Origin of the sequence: Streptomyces sp. SAI-170, assembly GCF_049739565.1 — a bacterium.
Taxonomy (GTDB): Bacteria; Actinomycetota; Actinomycetes; order Streptomycetales; family Streptomycetaceae; genus Streptomyces.
Genome location: NZ_JBMGQD010000001.1, coordinates 7,449,003 through 7,465,901, shown reverse-complemented (window position 1 = coordinate 7,465,901; position 16,899 = coordinate 7,449,003). Strand labels below are relative to the sequence as shown.

Annotated in this window: 11 protein-coding genes; 10 read left to right on the top strand and 1 reads right to left on the bottom strand. The window is 72.1% G+C overall.

The window, feature by feature from the left end:
- Window positions 1-21: 21 nt before the first annotated feature.
- From RKD23_RS33620 to RKD23_RS33585, 8 genes are all read left to right on the top strand, one after another.
- Entirely contained in the window at window positions 22-1,659 is a 1,638-nt protein-coding gene (locus RKD23_RS33620; protein ID WP_424857126.1) for a PhpK family radical SAM P-methyltransferase, read from the top strand.
- Window positions 1,656-3,467 carry a non-ribosomal peptide synthetase gene (locus tag RKD23_RS33615; protein ID WP_424857125.1) on the top strand — a complete coding sequence of 604 codons (1,812 nt, stop codon included), beginning with the start codon at window positions 1,656-1,658 and terminating at the stop codon, window positions 3,465-3,467. Before RKD23_RS33620 ends, RKD23_RS33615 begins: the two co-directional genes overlap by 4 nt.
- Window positions 3,460-6,648, top strand: coding sequence for an amino acid adenylation domain-containing protein (locus tag RKD23_RS33610; RefSeq protein WP_424857124.1), 3,189 nt, complete (start codon window positions 3,460-3,462; stop codon window positions 6,646-6,648). The genes RKD23_RS33615 and RKD23_RS33610 overlap by 8 nt, the downstream gene beginning before the upstream one ends.
- 25 nt (window positions 6,649-6,673) lie before the next feature.
- Window positions 6,674-7,390 carry a thioesterase II family protein gene (locus RKD23_RS33605; RefSeq protein WP_424857123.1) on the top strand — a complete coding sequence of 239 codons (717 nt, stop codon included), beginning with the start codon at window positions 6,674-6,676 and terminating at the stop codon, window positions 7,388-7,390.
- Entirely contained in the window at window positions 7,387-10,077 is a 2,691-nt protein-coding gene (locus tag RKD23_RS33600) for an amino acid adenylation domain-containing protein (protein WP_424857122.1), read from the top strand. Before RKD23_RS33605 ends, RKD23_RS33600 begins: the two co-directional genes overlap by 4 nt.
- 41 nt (window positions 10,078-10,118) lie before the next feature.
- Entirely contained in the window at window positions 10,119-10,328 is a 210-nt protein-coding gene (locus RKD23_RS33595) for an MbtH family protein (RefSeq protein ID WP_424857121.1), read from the top strand.
- 14 nt (window positions 10,329-10,342) lie between these two features.
- Window positions 10,343-11,101 (top strand): FkbM family methyltransferase, encoded by a 759-nt coding sequence (locus tag RKD23_RS33590; protein WP_424857120.1) that lies wholly within the window; start codon window positions 10,343-10,345, stop codon window positions 11,099-11,101.
- A 95-nt stretch (window positions 11,102-11,196) separates the two neighbouring features.
- Window positions 11,197-12,336 (top strand): cytochrome P450, encoded by a 1,140-nt coding sequence (locus RKD23_RS33585; protein WP_424857119.1) that lies wholly within the window; start codon window positions 11,197-11,199, stop codon window positions 12,334-12,336.
- Between the two features lie 63 nt (window positions 12,337-12,399).
- On the opposite strand, the gene RKD23_RS33580 is transcribed toward RKD23_RS33585, so the two are convergent.
- Window positions 12,400-14,244 carry a rhamnogalacturonan lyase gene (locus RKD23_RS33580; RefSeq protein ID WP_424857118.1) on the bottom strand — a complete coding sequence of 615 codons (1,845 nt, stop codon included), beginning with the start codon at window positions 14,242-14,244 and terminating at the stop codon, window positions 12,400-12,402.
- A gap of 438 nt (window positions 14,245-14,682) precedes the next feature.
- Here RKD23_RS33580 and RKD23_RS33575 point away from each other — a divergent pair, with 438 nt between their 5' ends.
- Both RKD23_RS33575 and RKD23_RS33570 read left to right on the top strand, forming a co-directional pair.
- Window positions 14,683-15,765, top strand: a complete 1,083-nt coding sequence (locus RKD23_RS33575; protein ID WP_424857117.1) for a cellulose binding domain-containing protein — start codon at window positions 14,683-14,685, stop codon at window positions 15,763-15,765.
- Between the two features lie 67 nt (window positions 15,766-15,832).
- Entirely contained in the window at window positions 15,833-16,876 is a 1,044-nt protein-coding gene (locus RKD23_RS33570; protein WP_424857116.1) for a glycosyl hydrolase 53 family protein, read from the top strand.
- Window positions 16,877-16,899: the final 23 nt, after the last annotated feature.

The window sequence follows — 16,899 nt, the reverse complement described above, 5'->3', positions numbered from 1 at the left end:
CAGACTTGGAGCATCCACCAGATGCCGGAACTCGACTGCGTCGTCATCGGTTACAACGAGGGCGACTTCCAGGACTACCGCCTGATGTGCGAGCGAAGCGGCCCGAACTCGCCCGAGTGGCAGATCTACCGCAAGGAACACCTGGAGATCGACGGCCGCCCCATGCCGTGGATGGACGTCCTGAGCACCCTGCGCAACAGGGCGACCGGACGCAACGACCGCTATCACGTCGGTGAGGTCTTCAACCTGGCCGGCCTGTATCTGACCAACTTCCTGCGCCGGCACGGCATACGCACCGACGCGGTGTCGCTGTTCGGGGCCGAGCAGGAGAGGCTTGCGCGACTGCTCGCCGGGCGCCCGGCGGTCGTGGCGATCACCACGACCTTCTACGTCAACATCCTTTCGGTCACGCCGATCGTCGACTTCGTCCGGCGCCACTCCCCCACCTCGCACATCGTGGTGGGCGGCCCGCTGATCGACAACCTGTGCCTGGACGGCATCACCGACGAGGTGCAGGACCTGTTCCACGGCATGGGCGCCGACTCCTACGTCCGCGAGTCGCAGGGCGAGCACGCGCTGGCCGAGCTGTGCCGGGCGGTGCTGCGCGGACAGCCGCTGGAGGAGGTCGCCAACCTGATCACCTGCCCGGAGGACGACTGGGTCGCCAACCGGCGCAAGCCCGAGGCCAACGACCTGGACGCCTGCGCGATCGACTGGCAGAGCTTCACGCCCGAGCAGATCGGGGTGACCGCGCAGACGCGCACCGCCCGCAGCTGCGCCTTCAAGTGCAGCTTCTGCGACTACCCCACCCGGGCCGGCGCGCTGACCACCGCGTCGGTGGACACGGTCCGCCGCGAGCTGCGGGCGATGGCCGAACTGGGCGTGAAGAACCTGGTGTTCGTGGACGACACGTTCAACGTGCCGCCCAAGCGGTTCAAGGAGCTGTGCCGGATGATGATCGAGGAGGACCTCGGTCTCGACTGGTACTCCTACTTCCGCTGTTCCAACGCGCGCGACGAGGAGACCTTCGACCTGGCCGCGCAGAGCGGCTGCCGGGGCGTGTTCCTCGGCATCGAGTCCGGTGACGCCGACATCCTCGCCAACATGAACAAGCTGGCGCAGGACTCGCAGTACCGGGCCGGCATCGCCCGGCTGAAGGAGCGCAACATCACCACCTTCGCCTCGATCATCGTCGGCTTCCCCGGCGAGAACGAGCGCACGATGCAGAACACCATCGACTTCGTCAACGAGACCGGTCCGACCTTCTGGCGCGCCCAGCCCTGGTGGGGCAACCCGCGCTCGCCCGTCTACCGCAACAAGGAGGTGTACGGGATCGAGGGCGCGGCCTACGACTGGCGCCACGCGACGATGAACTCGGCCGAGGCCGCCGCCTGGTGCGACAAGATGTTCGACCGGGTGACCGAGTCGGTGTGGCTGCCGCTGTACGACTTCGACTTCTGGTCGCTGCCGTACCTGGACGGCAAGGGCCTCGGTGTCGACGAGCTGGTCCCGCTGCTGCGCACCACGCAGGAGCTGATGCGCGAGCGCGACGGGCAGCGCCCGGACCCGACCCGGCTGGCCGTGCTGAACGAGCAGCTCGCCAAGGACGTGGCCGCCCTCGACATGGCCCCCGCGCGCTTCGGCTACACCACCTCATGACGGCCGGTGTCCACGGGGCGATCTCCGCCGCGGCGCGTGCCCATCCGCGCCGCGCGGCGGTCGTCACCGACGAAGTCACCCTCACGTACGAGGAGTTGGACGACCTCTCCGACCGGCTGTGCGCACACCTGGTGCGCGCCGGGACGGCCCGGCAGTCGGTGGTCGGCCTGCACTTCGCGCGGGGCGCCGAGCAGGTCGTCGCGCTGCTGGCGGTGCTGAAGGCGGGCTGCGCCTATCTGCCGCTCGACCCCCGCTACCCGGCCGACCGGCTGCGCCACATGGTCACGGACTCCGGCGCCGCCCGGCTGCTCACCGGGCCCGGCCTGAAGCCACCGCAGGACTGGCCGGTCGACTGCCCCGTCACGGAGGTGGCCCTGCCGCTGCCCCCGTCTCCCCCGTCTCCCTCGTCGGACGACACCGCCGTACGAACCGTCCACCCGGACGACCTGGCGTACGTGCTGTACACCTCGGGCACCACCGGCCGCCCCAAGGCGGTCGAGGTCACGCACGCCAATGTGGCGAGCCTGCTGCGCGGCCTGGAGGCGACGGTGCTGAGCGGGGTCGGCCCGGCCCGGGTCGCCTGGAACGCGAGTGCCTGCTTCGACGCCTCCGTCCAGCAGTGGGTGCGCCTGTGCCGCGGCGACACGCTGGTCCTGCTGGACGAGGACGTCCGCGCCGATCCGGCCGCCCTGGTCGACGACCTCGTACGGCACGGCGTGACCGACCTGGACGTGGTGCCCTCGCACCTCGCGCTGCTGGCGGGGCCCTTGGCCGCCGCGGGCCTGCCGCTGCGCCTGCTGGTCGGCGGCGAGCCCATGACCCCCGCCCTGTGGGCGCAGTTGCGCCGCCTGGGGGACACGCAGGGGCTGCGCGCCTGGAACATGTACGGCCCGACCGAGTGCACGGTCGACGCCACCACCGCGCCCGTCGACGGCGACACCCCGCACCTCGGCGCCCCGCTGCCGGACGTCCGCTGCCATGTGCTGGACGCCGCCCTGCGGCCCGTACCGGCCGGCGAGACCGGTGAGCTGTTCCTCGCCGGGCCCGGTGTCGGACGCGGCTACCGCGGGCGGCCCGGGCGCACCGCGGCCGTCTTCCTGCCCGACCCGTTCGCCGGGGACGGCGGCCGGATGTACCGCACGGGGGATCTCGTACGGTACGACGACCAGGGCCGGCTGGAGTTCGTACGGCGCCGCGACCGCCAGGTGAAGGTACGCGGCCATCGGATCGAACTGGGCGAGGTGGAGGCCGCGTTGACCTCGCTGCCCGAGGTCGCGGGCGGCGCGGTGGTGCTGCGCGACGACCTCCCGGCGGGCCCGGGCCTGGTCGCCTACGCCGTACCGGCCGCGGGCGCGTCGCCGTCCGTGGACGGGCCCGTGCTGCGCGAGCGGCTGGGCGCGCTGCTGCCCGGGCACGCGGTCCCCGCGGTCGTCGTCCTGCTGGACGCGCTGCCCGTCGGCCCGCACGGCAAGGTCGACCACACCGCCCTGCCCCGGCCCGCCTTCACGGCGGCGGCCCCCGAGGAGTCCGCGAGCCCGCCGGAGCGGGAGGTCGCGCTGATCTGGACGAAGGTGCTGGGCGTGCAGCGCATCGGTGCCGCCGACAACTTCTTCGACCTCGGCGGGGACTCCCTGGCGGTCGGAAAAGTCCTCAACCGGTGCCGGGAGCGTTTCGGGGTGCGGCTGCGGGCCCGGGCACTCTTCGAGAACCCCACGCTCCGCGGATTCGCCGCGGCCGTACGCCACGAGACCGAACGGCTGTCCCCGTCCCCCCTACCGAGCAACGAAGGAATCCCGCCCCGTGACTGATCAGCCTGCGCAGCGTTCCCTCCTGACCCGCCTCGGCCAGGACGGTCCGTCCCCCGCCTCCTTCTCCCAGGCGCGCCTGTGGTTCGCCGACCAGATGGGCCGGCGCGGGCTGGAGTTCGTCTATCCGTACGCGCTGCGGCTGACCGGCCGGCTGGACGTACGGGCCCTCGCCGGTGCGGTCGACGCGGTCGTCGCCCGGCACGAGACGCTGCGCACCACGTTCGTCTCCCGTGACGGCGAGCCGCTCCAGGTGGTCAACGCGCCGTTCTCGCTGGGACTCGAGGCCACACCGGTCGAGGCGGAGGCGCTGGAGGGCGCGATCCGTGACGCGGTGGCCCAGCCGTTCGACCTGGCGACGGGACCGGTGCTGCGGGCCAGGCTGTTCCAGGTCGGGCCGGACGAGCATGTCTTCCTGCTGGTGATCCATCACATCGCCACCGACGGCTGGTCGATGGAGATCGTCTTCCGGGAGATCGGCGAGGCGTACGAGGCACTGCGCTCCGGGCGCGAGGCCGAATTCCCGGAACTGGCCGTGCAGTTCGTGGACGTGGCCTCCTGGGAGCGGCAGCGCTTCGCGGCCGGGGAGTTCGCCGAGGACCTGACGTTCTGGCGCGAGCACCTCGACGGCTGTCCGCATGTGCTCGCGCTGCCGCTGGACCGTCCGCGGCCGGCCACGCAGTCCTTCGACGGGCGGTTGCTGTCGTTCGAGGTGCCCGCGGCCGACGCGGGCGCGCTGGCCGCGCTGGCGAAGGAGTGCGGCGCGTCCACGCACATGGTGCTGCTCGCCGCGTTCCAGCTGCTGATCGCGCGCTGGTCGGGGCAGCACGACTTCGTCGTCGGCATGCCGGCCGCGAACCGTGAGGCGTCCGAGACGGAGGAACTGGTCGGCTTCTTCATGAACCTGCTGCCGCTGCGGGCCACCGTGGACCCGTCCGGCACGTTCCGCGACCTGGTGACGCGGGTCCGCGAGTCGTCCCTGGACGCCTACGACCATCAGGGGCTGTCCTTCGACCGGCTGGTCGAGGAGATCGCGCCGGAGCGGACGCTGGCCCACAACCCGCTGGTCCAGGTCGCCTTCAACATGGAGAAGCAGCCGCGGCTCAGCATCGACGGCGTGACGGTCGAGGCGCTGGACGTGCAGCCCGACATCACCCGCTACGACCTCGCGGTCGACTACATCGTGCAGCCGTCGGGCGCCCTGCGCTGCGACTTCTACTACGCCAGCGACCTGTTCGAGCAGGAGAGCATCGAGGGCCTGGCCCGCCGGTTCGCGTTCCTGCTGCGCACGGTCGCCGAACGGCCGGACGCCTCCCTGGCCGTGCTGCCGGTGCTGGACGCCGAGGAGGAGGCCCGCGTCCTGGCCCTCGGTGCGGGGCCGGAGGCCGCCGCCGAGGCGCCCTTGCTTCCGGAGCGGTTCCGCGCGGCGGTCGAGGCACGCCCGGACGCCTCGGCGGTCGTGGACGGCGACACCGTCCTGACCTTCGCCGAACTGGACGCGCGCGCCGAGGACATCGCCCGGCTCGTCACGGCCCACGGCGCCGGCCCCGACACGGTGGTCGGCCTGTGCCTGCCGCGCTCCGCCGAACTCCTGGCGGCGATCCTCGGCGTCCTGCGCGCCGGTGCCGCCTACCTCCCGCTGGACCCGCAGTACCCGGCCGAACGCCTGGACCACCTGGTCCGCGACAGCGGGGTGCGGCTGGTCCTGACCACGTCCTCGACGTCGTACGACGGCCGGTTCGACGACCTGGCCACCGTCGTGCTGCTGGACTCCGAGCAGGCCCCCGCGACCACGCCCGGCACGGTCGCCGAGATACACCCGGACCGGTGCGCCTACGTCATCTACACCTCCGGTTCCACCGGACGCCCCAAGGGAGTCCAGGTCAGCCACGGTGCCGTGGCCGGTCTGCTGGCGGGCCTGGAGCAGGCCGGGGTCGTGCGCCCGTCCGCCGGCCGGGTCGGCTGGAACGCCAGCCCGTCCTTCGACGCCTCGGTGCAGCAGTGGGTCCGGGTCTGCCGCGGGGACACGGTCGTGATCGTGGACGAGGCCGTGCGCCGCGACCCCGAGCAGCTGGCCCGGTCCGTCGCCGAGCAGCGCCTCACCGACCTCGACCTCACCCCCTCGCACGCCGAGCACCTGGTCGGCCCGCTGGCCGAGGCGTTGCGGCCCGGCAGCGGGCTGCGGCTGTGGATCGGCGGCGAGGCCCTGCCGGCGGCGCTGTGGCAGCGGCTCGGCGAGCTGACCGCCCAGGGCGTCCTCGACGCCGTCGATGTCTACGGCACCACCGAGACGGCCGTCGACACGACCTGGGCAGCCGTGGGCGAGGGCGACGCGCCGCACCTCGGCTCCACGTTGCCCGGCCGGACCGTACGGCTGCTGGACGCCGGTCTGCGGCCGGTGGCGGTGGGCACGCCCGGTGAACTGTTCGTCTGCGGACCCTCGGTGGCCCGCGGCTACCTCGGCCGCCCCGGCCTGACGGCCTCCCGCTTCGTGCCGGACCCCTGGGCGGCGGACGGCTCCCGCATGTACCGCACCGGCGACCGCGCACGCTGGACCTGGGACGGTCGCCTGGAGTACCTGGGGCGCACCGACCACCAGGTGAAGGTGCGCGGCTACCGCATCGAGCTGGGCGAGATCGAGTCGGTGCTCGCCGAGTTCCCCGGCACGCTGGACTGCGGGGTCGTCCGCAAGGAGCACGAGGGCGAGGCCGTCCTCGCGGCGTACGTCCGCACCACCCCGGGCACCGGGGTGCGCGAGCTGCGCGAGCACGCCGAGCAGCGGCTGCCCGAGTGGATGCGGCCCTCCAGCTACACCCTCTTGGACGAGATGCCGCTGACCCCGGCGGGCAAGCTCGACCGGGTGGCGCTCGCCGAGCTCAAGCCGGCCGCGCCCGGCGAGGCGGAGGAGCCCTCGCCGCAGGCCGCGGACGACGGCCCGCGCACCGCGACCGAGGAGCTGCTGATCCGGATCTGCCAGGAGGTCCTGGGGGTGGAGGGGCTGCGCCCCACCGACCACTTCTTCGAGGTCGGCGGCCACTCGCTGCTCGCCATCCGGGTGGTCGCCCGGCTCAAGCGCCAGGCGCAGCTCGTCATCCCGATGACCGCCGTCTTCGAGAACCCCGTCCTGCGGGATCTGGCGGCCTACGTCGAGGACGCCATCCGCGAGCGCATGGCCTCCTCCTGAGCCCCTTCGAAGACTGGAGCACCCCATGACCCCGACCCCGATCCTCTGCCTGCCCTACGCCGGAGCGGGCGCGACCTTCTACCGCGGCTGGCCCGCGCCGCCCGCGGGCATCGACCTCGTCCCGCTGCAGCCGGCGGGCCGCGAGGAGCGCTACCACGAGGACCCGTACACCGACCTGGAGTCGGCGGTGGCGGACCTGACCCGGCTGGTCGCCCCGTACGCCGAGGCCGGGCCGTACGCCCTGTTCGGGCACAGCTTCGGCGCGATCCTCGCCTACGAACTGGTCCGGGCCCTGCCCGCCGCCGGGCTGCCCGCGCCGGGCCGGCTCATGGTCAGCGGCTCGGCCGCGCCCGGGGTGCCGCTCGGCCGGCACTCCGCAGGCCTGGACGACGAGGAGTTCGTGGCCCGGGTGGAGCAGCTCGCCGGGTACGTCCACCCGGCGCTGGCCGACCCCGACCTGCGCGAGGTGGTGCTGCCGGTGCTGCGGGCCGACGTCGCCCTGCACGAGTCCTACCGGCCGGCGGACGGCGAGCCGCTGCCGGTGCCGGTCACCGTGTTCCGCGGCTCGGCCGACCATCTGGTCACCGAGGAGGACTGCCGGGGCTGGGCCGACGTGACCACGAAGGACTGCTCCGAGGTGGAGTTCGCGGGCGGCCACATGTACCTCGCGGAGGACCCCGTGCCCGTGCTGCGCGCGATGGCCGACGTGGCCGCCGCCCGGCCCCTGCCGGAGCGCCTGTGAGGGCCCTGGTGCTCCGCGCGCTGCGGCGGGTGGACGCGGCCGCGGTCCGGCAGCGGCTCGGCGGGCTCTCCGGCCCGTGGGCGCGCGGCCCGGTCGTGTGGGCCGAGGCCCTGCCGTACCCGAGCGACGACCCGCGCGCCGACCGGCTCCGCCGGCGCACGGCCACGCGTCCGCTCGCCCCGGGCGACGGTCCCGCCGTCCGGCTGTGCCTGCTGACGTACGCCGACCGCGTCCAGGACCTGGTGGTGAGCGCGCGCCCCGAGGTGCTGGACGAGGGCGGCCTGGGGAGTCTGGCCTGTCTGCTGGCCGGAGAGCCGTCGGGGCCGCTGTCGCTGCCCCGGCCTGCCGGCGAGGCGGAGCCGGAGCCGGTCGAGCGGCTTCCCCTGGACTGGGCGTCGGGCGCGAGCGCCCGGCCCGGCACCCGGGACAGCCTCGCCGTCCCGCTGGGCGCGGAGGCCGGCGAGGCGGCCCTGCTGGCGGCGCTGGCCACGGCACTGGCCCGCAGGACGGGCGGTGACGCCCCGCACCTGACGCTGCGTCGGCCCGGCCCGGTCGACGGCGACCTGACGAGGAAGGACAGCGCCACGACCGTACGGCCGGACGGCGGAGGTTCGGTGGGCGCGGCCGAGGAGGTCCTCGCCGCCGCGAGTTGGTCGTCGGGGCCGGTCCCGGCCTACGACGTGGAACTGCGGCTCCCCGCTCCCCCGGCCACCGCCGACCGGCTGGAGGCGGCGGGGCTGCGGCTGCTGCTGCGGACGGCGCCCGTGTCGGCCGTGCTGTCCTTCGACCTCGGCACCCATACCGATCAAGCCACGCTGACCTGCGACTTCGCCGCCGATGTCGTGGCGCGCGAGGCGGTGGAGGCGCTGCTCGCGGAGGTGGCCGGGTACGTCTCCGGGGAGACGGGGCCTGCCGTCGCCCCGCGCGTGAGCGAGGTGGCGGCCGATGCCACGATCCACGGCCTGGTCGCCGCGCGGGCCGAGGAGCGGCCGGACGCCGTCGCCGTGACAGCACCCGACGGCCACCTGACGTACCGTCAACTCGATTGCTGGGCCGACACGATCGGTCATGCGCTCCGCTCGCGCGGCATCGGCCCCGGGGACCGGGTCGGTGTGTGCCTCAGGCGGGGCGCGGAGCTGGTGGCCGCGCTGCTCGGCGTACTCAAGTCCGGTGCCGCGTATGTGCCGTTGGACCCGGCGTACCCCGAGGACCGGCTGCGCTACCTCGCGCAGGACGCGGGGCTGTCGCTGGTGCTGGCCCATGAGCCCCGCGCGGCCTTCGACGGGTGCCCTCACCTGGTGCCTCCGCCGGCGGCCGAGGACGTGCCCGCCGTGGGCAAGGACGCCGTGCCCGCCGACCCCGCGTATGTCATCTACACCTCGGGCTCGACCGGCCGGCCCAAGGGTGTGGTCGTCGAGCACCGCAACTTCGCCGCGCTGCTGGCGGGGACGCGCGATGAGTTCGGGTTCGGCGGGGGTGACGTGTGGACGTTCTTCCACTCGTTCGCGTTCGACTTCTCGGTGTGGGAGATCTGGGGCTGTCTGGCGACGGGCGGCCGGCTGGTCGTCGTACCGGAGGACGTGGCGCGGGTTCCGGAGGAGTTCCGGGAGCTGCTGCACGCCCAGCGCGTCACCGTCCTCAACCAGACCCCGTCGGCGTTCGTGCAGTTGCTGTCCACCGAGACGGCCGGGGCGTCGCCGCTCGACGTACGGCTGCTGGTGTTCGGCGGTGAGCCGCTGGACTCGCGCACCCTGCTGCCCTGGTTCGACGCGCACCCGGAGGACCGGTGCCGTGTGGTCAACATGTACGGCATCACCGAGACGACCGTGCACTGCACCTGGACCGACCTCACCCGGCGCGACGCGCTCGCGGGCAGCCGGTCCATCGGCACCGCGCTGCCCGGCTGGACGCTCCACGTCCTCGATCCGTACGGCCGTCCGCTGCCGGCCGGTGTGCCCGGTGAGATCCATGTCGGCGGTGCGGGAGTGGCCCGCTGCTACCACGGCAGGCCCGGGCTGACCGCGCAGCGGTTCCGGCCGGACCATCTGTCCGGGGTCCCCGGGGCCCGGCTGTACCGCAGCGGCGACCGCGGGCGGCTGCGCCACGACGGCCAACTCGAGCATCTGGGACGGCTCGACGGGCAGGTGAAGGTGCGCGGGTACCGCATCGAGCTCGACGAGATCAGGAACCGTCTGCTGGAAGCGGCCGAGGTGCGTGCGGCGGCCGTCGTGCTGCGCCGCCGCGGCGAGGGCGGCGACGCGCATCTGGACGCGTACGTGGTGGGCCCGGCGGCCGACCCGGCCGCGGTGCGCGAGCACCTGGAACGGACCCTGCCCGCGTACATGGTGCCCAGCACGCTCACGGTCCTGGACCGGCTGCCCGTGACCGACAACGGCAAGCTGGACACGGCGCGTCTGCCGGAGCCCGGCCGGGCTCCGGAACCGGCGCCCGCCGCACCGGCACCCGAGACGCCCGGTCTCGCCTCGCGGATCGCCGGGGCCTGGCACGAGGTGCTGGGCACCCCGGTCGCCCCGGACGACAACTTCTTCCTGATCGGCGGCAATTCGCTGCTGGCCATCCGTGTGATGGTCCGGCTGCGGGAGCAGGGCATCACGGACGCGCCCGTCCGGATGCTCTACCGCCACCCCACCGTCCGGCGACTGGCCGAGGCCCTGACCGCGCCCTGACCGCCCTACACCCCACCACAGCACACCGGAGGAAACGAACCATGAGCGACAACGGCCCCGAGCGCTGGACCGTCCTGATCAACGCCGAGGAGCAGTACGGCCTGTTCCCGGCCGAGCTGCCCACCCCGGCCGGCTGGCGGTCCGCGGACTTCAGCGGCACCGAGGAGGAGTGCGTCCGCTACGTCGACGAGCACTGGACCGACATGCGTCCGCTGAGCCTGCGCCAGGCTCTGGACGGCTCGGCGGCGTAACGACCATGGAGACGATGAAACTGCCCAACGGCCTGACGGTGTCTCATGTCAGCACGGGCGAGACGGCGTTGCTCTACCGGGACATCTTCGCCGAGCGCTGCTACATGCAGCACGGCATCACGCTGACCCCCGGCTCCACCGTGTTCGACGTCGGCGCGAACATCGGTATGTCGACGCTGTTCTTCCACACCGAGTGCGCGGGGCTCACCTTCCACGCCTTCGAGCCGGCACCGGACCCGTACGCGGCGCTGAGCGCCAACATCGCGGCGCACGGCATCGACGCCACGGCAACCCGGTGCGCGCTGTCCGACCACGCGGGCACCGGCCGGCTGACCTACTACCCCGACTCCACGGTGATGTCCGGCTTCCACGCCGACGCGCAGTCGGAGGCGGCGCTGACCCGGACCTTCCTGGTGCGCAGCGGCTTCGACGAGGAGGACGTCGAGGACATGCTGGCGGGCCGGCACGACACCGTGGAGATCGAGGTGCCGGTGCGGACGCTGTCCGATGTCATCGCCGAGCGCGGCGTCACCTCCGTCGACCTGCTCAAGGTCGACGTGGAGAAGAGCGAACTGGAGGTGCTGCGGGGCCTGTCGGAGTCCGACTGGCCGAAGGTGCGCCAGGTCGTCGCCGAGGTCCACGACCTCCACGGCACTCTGAAGGCCTTCGTGTCGCTCCTGGACGAGCACGGCTTCGACGTGGCGGTGGAGCAGGACGCGCTGCTGGCGGATACGGAGATCTACGAGGTCTTCGCCGTACGGAAGGCGGGCTGAGGCGTGGTCGACACGATCGGCTTCGCGGCGGCCGACCCCGCCACGATCGATGTGGCGGACCCGGCGCTCTACGAGTCCGGGGACCCGGTGGCCCTGTGGGCGCACCTGAGGGCCACCTCGCCCGTCCACTGGAACAACCACCCGCGGGGCCCGGCTTCTGGGCCGTCATGGCGTACCAGCCGGCGCTGCAGGTGTACCGGAACACCGACGCGTTCACCTCCGAGCTGGGGATGCGCGTCGACTCCGATCCGGCCGCGGTGGAGGCGGCCGCGGGGAAGATGCTCATCGTCACGGACCCGCCGACGCATCCCCGGCTGCGCCAGCTGATGAACTCGGCCTTCCTGCCGAGGGTCGTCGCCACACTGGAGGCGTCGATGCGCAGGGTGATCGAGCCGCTGGTGGAGGAGGCGCTGCGCAGGGACGTGGTCGACTTCGTCAGCGAGATCGCCGCGGTACTGCCGGCGGCGATCATCTGCGACATCATGGAGATCCCGCAGTCCGAGCGGGCCATGATGATCGACCTGACCAGCAAGGCGTTCGGCGCCTCGGTCGGCGGCGAGGCCAAGTGCCCGATGAGCACCATGGAGAAGACCGAGGCGCACGCCGAGATCTTCCTCTACTACACGGAGCTGGTGGAGGAGCGGCGGCGCAACCCCGGCGCCGATGTGGTCAGCGCGCTCATCCAGGGAGACCTGGACGGACGCCGGCTCACCGACGAGGAGGTCCTGCTCAACTGCGACGGGCTGCTCACCGGGGCCAACGAGACCACCCGCCACGCCTCCGCCGCCGGGCTGCTGGCGCTGATGGAGAACCCGGGCGAGTGGCAGCGGCTGCGCGACGGGGAGGTGGACATCGAGTCCGCGGTCGACGAAGTGCTGCGGTACACCAGCCCCGCCCTGCATGTCACCCGGGTCGCCAAGAAGGACGTCCAGGTCGGCGACCAGCTGGTCCGCGCCGGGGAGACCGTCGCCCTGTGGAACTCCTCGATCAACCGCGACGAGACGGTGTTCCCCGACCCGGACCGCTTCGACCTCGGCCGCACCCCGAACCGCCACCTCACCTTCGGCATCGGCCCCCACTTCTGCATCGGCGCTCCGCTGGCCAAGGCGGAACTCAAGGTGCTGCTCCAGGTGCTGGCGGAGAAGGTGACCCACCTGGAACTGGCGGGGCCGGTCGAACGGCTGCGCTCCAACTTCATGTGGGGCATCGAGCGCCTGCCGGTCACCCTGCGCTGATCACCGCAACGCCCGCACGGGGCCTCGGGAACACACCCACGAGGCCCCGGCCGCGGTCGTCGTTCAGGGGGTGTGGACGGTGGGGCGCGGCGCCGTGGGCATGCCGGAGCCGATGAAGAAGCTCGGGTGCGGTGGCTGGTTGTACGCGGTGTTCTGCCAGGCCAGCGCGGTGCGGTACTGGGTGTCGTGCAGGAGGGTCGTGATCCTGGTGCCGGTCTGGCTCGGGGTCGAGTAGATGCGCAGGGCGCGGTTGCCGCTGGTGCGCCAGATCACCTCCTCGCGCCAGTCGCCGAGGAGGTCACCGGACAGGGCGGGGGTGGACTTGGTGCCGTTGTTGGAGGAGACGCCCGAGCCGGTCAGCAGGCGGGTGTCGCCGGAGGTGCCGTACTTGTCGATGCGGGTGCCGTCGAGGAGTTCGCGGACGGTGTCGCCGTCCCACCAGGACAGGAAGTTGATGCTGGACGGCTCGCGGCCGAGGGAGGCGCCGGTCGCGGAGCGCAGGGTGGTGTCGGAGGCCGACCACGCCTCGGCGCCGGGGCTGCCGGCGTAGATGTCGCCGGAGACACCGCGGCCGTTGTCGGAGCCCGAGGCGGTCTGCCAGAGGATCTGGCCGGTGCGCGCGTCGGCCATCCAGGAGCCGGGCTTGCCGGCGTCCTCGGAGACCTTGAAGTACTCCAGGCCGGCGCGGGAGGGGTTGAGGTCGCCGAGGTGGGCGGCGTCGCCGTGGCCGAGTTTCGTGGTCCACAGTCCGGCGCCGTTGTCGTCCACGGTCATCGCGCCGTAGACGATCTCGTCCCGGCCGTCGGCGTCGACGTCCGCGACCGACAGGGCGTGGTTGCCCTGGCCGTCGTAGCCCTTGCCCGCGTTGGTGGAGGAGTTGGTGTCGAAGGTCCAGCGGCGGGTGAACTGGCCGTTCCGCCAGTCCCAGGCGGCGATCACCGTACGGGTGTAGTAGCCGCGCGCCATGATCAGGGAGGGGCGGGCGCCGTCCAGGTAGGCGGTGCCGGCGAGGAAGCGGTCGACGCGGTTGCCGTAGGAGTCGCCCCAGGAGGAGACCGTGCCACGGGCGGGGACGTAGTCGACCGTCTGCATGGCCCGGCCGGTCTGCCCGTTGAACATCGTCAGGTACTCGGGGCCGGACAGGATGTAGCCGGACGAATTGCGGTAGTCGGCCGAGGAGTTGCCGATCACCGTGCCCGCGCCGTCCCGGGTGCCGTCGGCCGTCTTCATGGCGACCTCGGCCTTGCCGTCGCCGTCGTAGTCGTACACCTGGAACTGCGTGTAGTGCGCGCCGGAGCGGATGTTGCGGCCCAGGTCGACGCGCCACAGCCGGGTGCCGTCCAGCTTGATGCCGTCGACGATCGTGTTGCCGGTGTAGCCGGACTGGGAGTTGTCCTTAGCGTTGGTCGGCTGCCACTTCAGGACCAGGTCGAGGCGGCCGTCGCCGTCGAGGTCGCCGACGCTCGCGTCGTTGGCCTCGTAGGTGTACGCGACTCCGTCCGGGGTGGTGCCGCCGGCCGGCGGTGAGATCGGCACGTCCAGATAGCCGGCCCTGAACTGCAGCGCGTGCTCGGAGGCGGGCTGCTCGGTGCCGCCCACGACCGCTCGTACGGTGTAGTCGGCCGAGTCCGGGGCGCCGGAGTCGAAGTAGTTCGTCGAGGCGGTGATCGGCGAGGAGTTGAGCCTGGTGGTGCCCCGGTAGACGTTGAAGGCGACGTCGTTCGGGTCGGTGGCCAGCCAGCGCCAGGACACCAGATTGCCGCTGCTGGTGTGGACGCTGGTCAGTCCCCGGTCGAGGCGTTCCACCTGCCGGGCGGTCGCGGCGTGCGCGCTCTGCGGCAGTCCGACGAGCGTGGAGGCGGCCACCGCGGCGGCGGCCGTGATGCCGCCGATGAGCCGGCTTCTCACTTTCCGGGGGTGTGCTGTGGGGCGTGCGTAGGTCACGACGACCTCCGATGCGAGGGGGTGTGCGGGTGCGGGTGCGCTCGGGGGAGAGTGTGGGACCGCTCCCACGGCGTGTGAGAGTAGAGAGACGCTGATGTGTCGTCAAGGATTCTGTCGGAGTTCAGTGTTCGGCAATGTTTGGATCCGTTACTTTCTTGGCTCCGACCGATTGACAGTCGGACGGTGGACCCCCTTACCTGGGAACTGCCTGGGAACGTTCACAACACTCCGCCAAGGAGGTTCACCTTGCTGTCGGACGAACACACCCGAGCACGAACTCCCTTATGGATCGCCTCAGTTGTCGCCGTTGTTCTGGGCCTGCTGGCGGCCGTCTCGGCGATGCTTCCGGCCTCCGCGGCCGGCAATCCGTACCAGCGAGGCCCCGACCCGACCCTGGCAAGCGTGGCGGCCGCGCGAGGCACCTTCGCGACCGCGCAGACGAGCGTCTCACCGGGTAACGGCTTCAACGGCGGGACGATCTACTACCCGACCGACACCAGCCAGGGCACCTGGGGCGCGGTCGCGATCGCGCCCGGCTACACGGCCCGGTTCGCCGACGAAGAGGCCTGGATGGGGCACTGGTTGGCCTCGTTCGGGTTCGTCGTGATCGGCGTCGAGACCAACAGCCTCACCGACTTCGACACGGCTCGCGGCACGCAACTCCTCGCCGCGCTCGACTACTTGACGCAGCGGAGCCCGGTGCGGGACCGGGTGGACCCCAACCGGCTGTCGGTGGTGGGCCATTCGATGGGCGGCGGCGGAGCGCTGGTCGCGGCCGAGCGGCGACCGACACTCAAGGCGGCCGTCGGCCTCACCCCGTTCAAACCGTCCGGGAGTCCGACCGGCCTCCGGGTGCCGACCATGATCATGGGTGGTGACCGTGACACCACGGTCACCCCGTCCTACCTCGACGGCCTCCACGCCGCTCTGCCCCGCACGACACAGAGCGCGTACCTCCAGCTCGCCGGGGCGAACCACCTCTTCCCCACCAGGGCCAACACGCTGGAGATGCGCATCCTGATCCCCTGGCTGAAGGCCTTCGTGGACGACGACACCCGCTACACCAAGTTCCTGTGCCCGACCCTGGCCGACCCCACGGGTGTCTCGAAGTACCTCAGCACCTGCCCGTTCGTGCCGCCGGGCGGCTCGACGCCGACGCCGACACCGACACCGACACCGACCGTCCCCGGCGGCGCGTGCACGGCGGTCTACCGCACCGTCAACGCGTGGTCCGGCGGCTACCAGGGCGAGGTCACGGTCCGCGCGGGCGACGCGGCGATCGACGGGTGGACCGTCGGACTGACACTGCCCGCCGGCCAGACGGTCGGCCAGGTGTGGAACGGCACGCTCAGCGCGAGCGGTTCGACCGTGACGGTCCGCAACGCCTCCTACAACGGCTCACTTCAGGCGTCCGCCTCCACCACCTTCGGATTCACCGCCGACGGCACTCCGCCGACCGCACCGCTCACCTGCACCAGCCCCTGAACGCCGACCAGTTGTGCGCCGGCCGCGCGCTGCTTCCGACGCGGTCGGCGCACCGAGAGGAGTGATCATGTCTTTCGGTTCCGGGCAGCTCAGCCGCCGGACCCTGCTCAAGGCCGGCACCGCGACCGCAGGCGCGCTCGCCACCGCCGCCGCACTCGCCGAGCTCGAGAAGCCGGCCGCGGCCGCCGCGCCCTTCGTCAAGGGCGTCGACATCAGCTGGGTGCCGCAGATGGAGGCGCGCGGCTACTTCTGGCGGAACGCCAGTGGCGTACGGCAGGACCTGCTGACCGTCCTCAGGGGCTACGGCATCACCGCGGTCCGGCTGCGCACCTTCGTCAACCCCTCCAGCGACCCGGCCAACGGCCACTGCGGCATCGAGGAGGTCGCCGCCTTCGCCAAGCGGGTCAAGGCGGCCGGCATGTCGATCATGCTGGACTACATGTTCGGCGACACCTGGAACTCCGTCGGTGTGCAGAACCCGCCCGCCGCCTGGCAGAACATGAGCTACAGCCAGATGCGGTCCGCGCTGAGCTCGTACGTCTTCCACACGATGAACGTCATGAAGTACCACGACGTCCTGCCCACCTGGGTGCAGATCGGCAACGAGATCAACAGCGGGATCTGCCGCCCCGTCGGCAGCGTCTCCAACCCGGCGCAGATGACCGGGCTGCTGAACGCCGCGTACGACCAGGTCAAGGCGGTGTCCCCGAGCACGGTCGTGTGCATCCACCTGGCTCAGCCGCAGAAGTACGACGTGATGACCACGTTCTTCAACGGCTTCGCCGCGAACGGCGGCAAGTGGGACATGTCGGTGTTCTCCTCCTACGGCAGCGCCGAGTACGCGCCCGGGATCGTGGCCAACATGCAGAAGATCTCCGCCGCGTACGGAAAGCCGTTCCTGCAGAGCGAGTTCGGCGGCCGGGTGGACCGGGCCTCCTCCACCCAGGCCGCGCTGGTGGCGTACATCAAGGCCCTGAAGGCCACCGGCGGTCAGGGGATCTTCTACTGGGAGCCGGAGTGCATGACACCCTTCACCGGCTACGCCATGGGTGCGTGGGACTCGGCCACGCAGCGGCCCACCGTGATCATGGACGGCTTCCACCAGGCCTGAGCGACAGAGGCCTCCCCACTCCT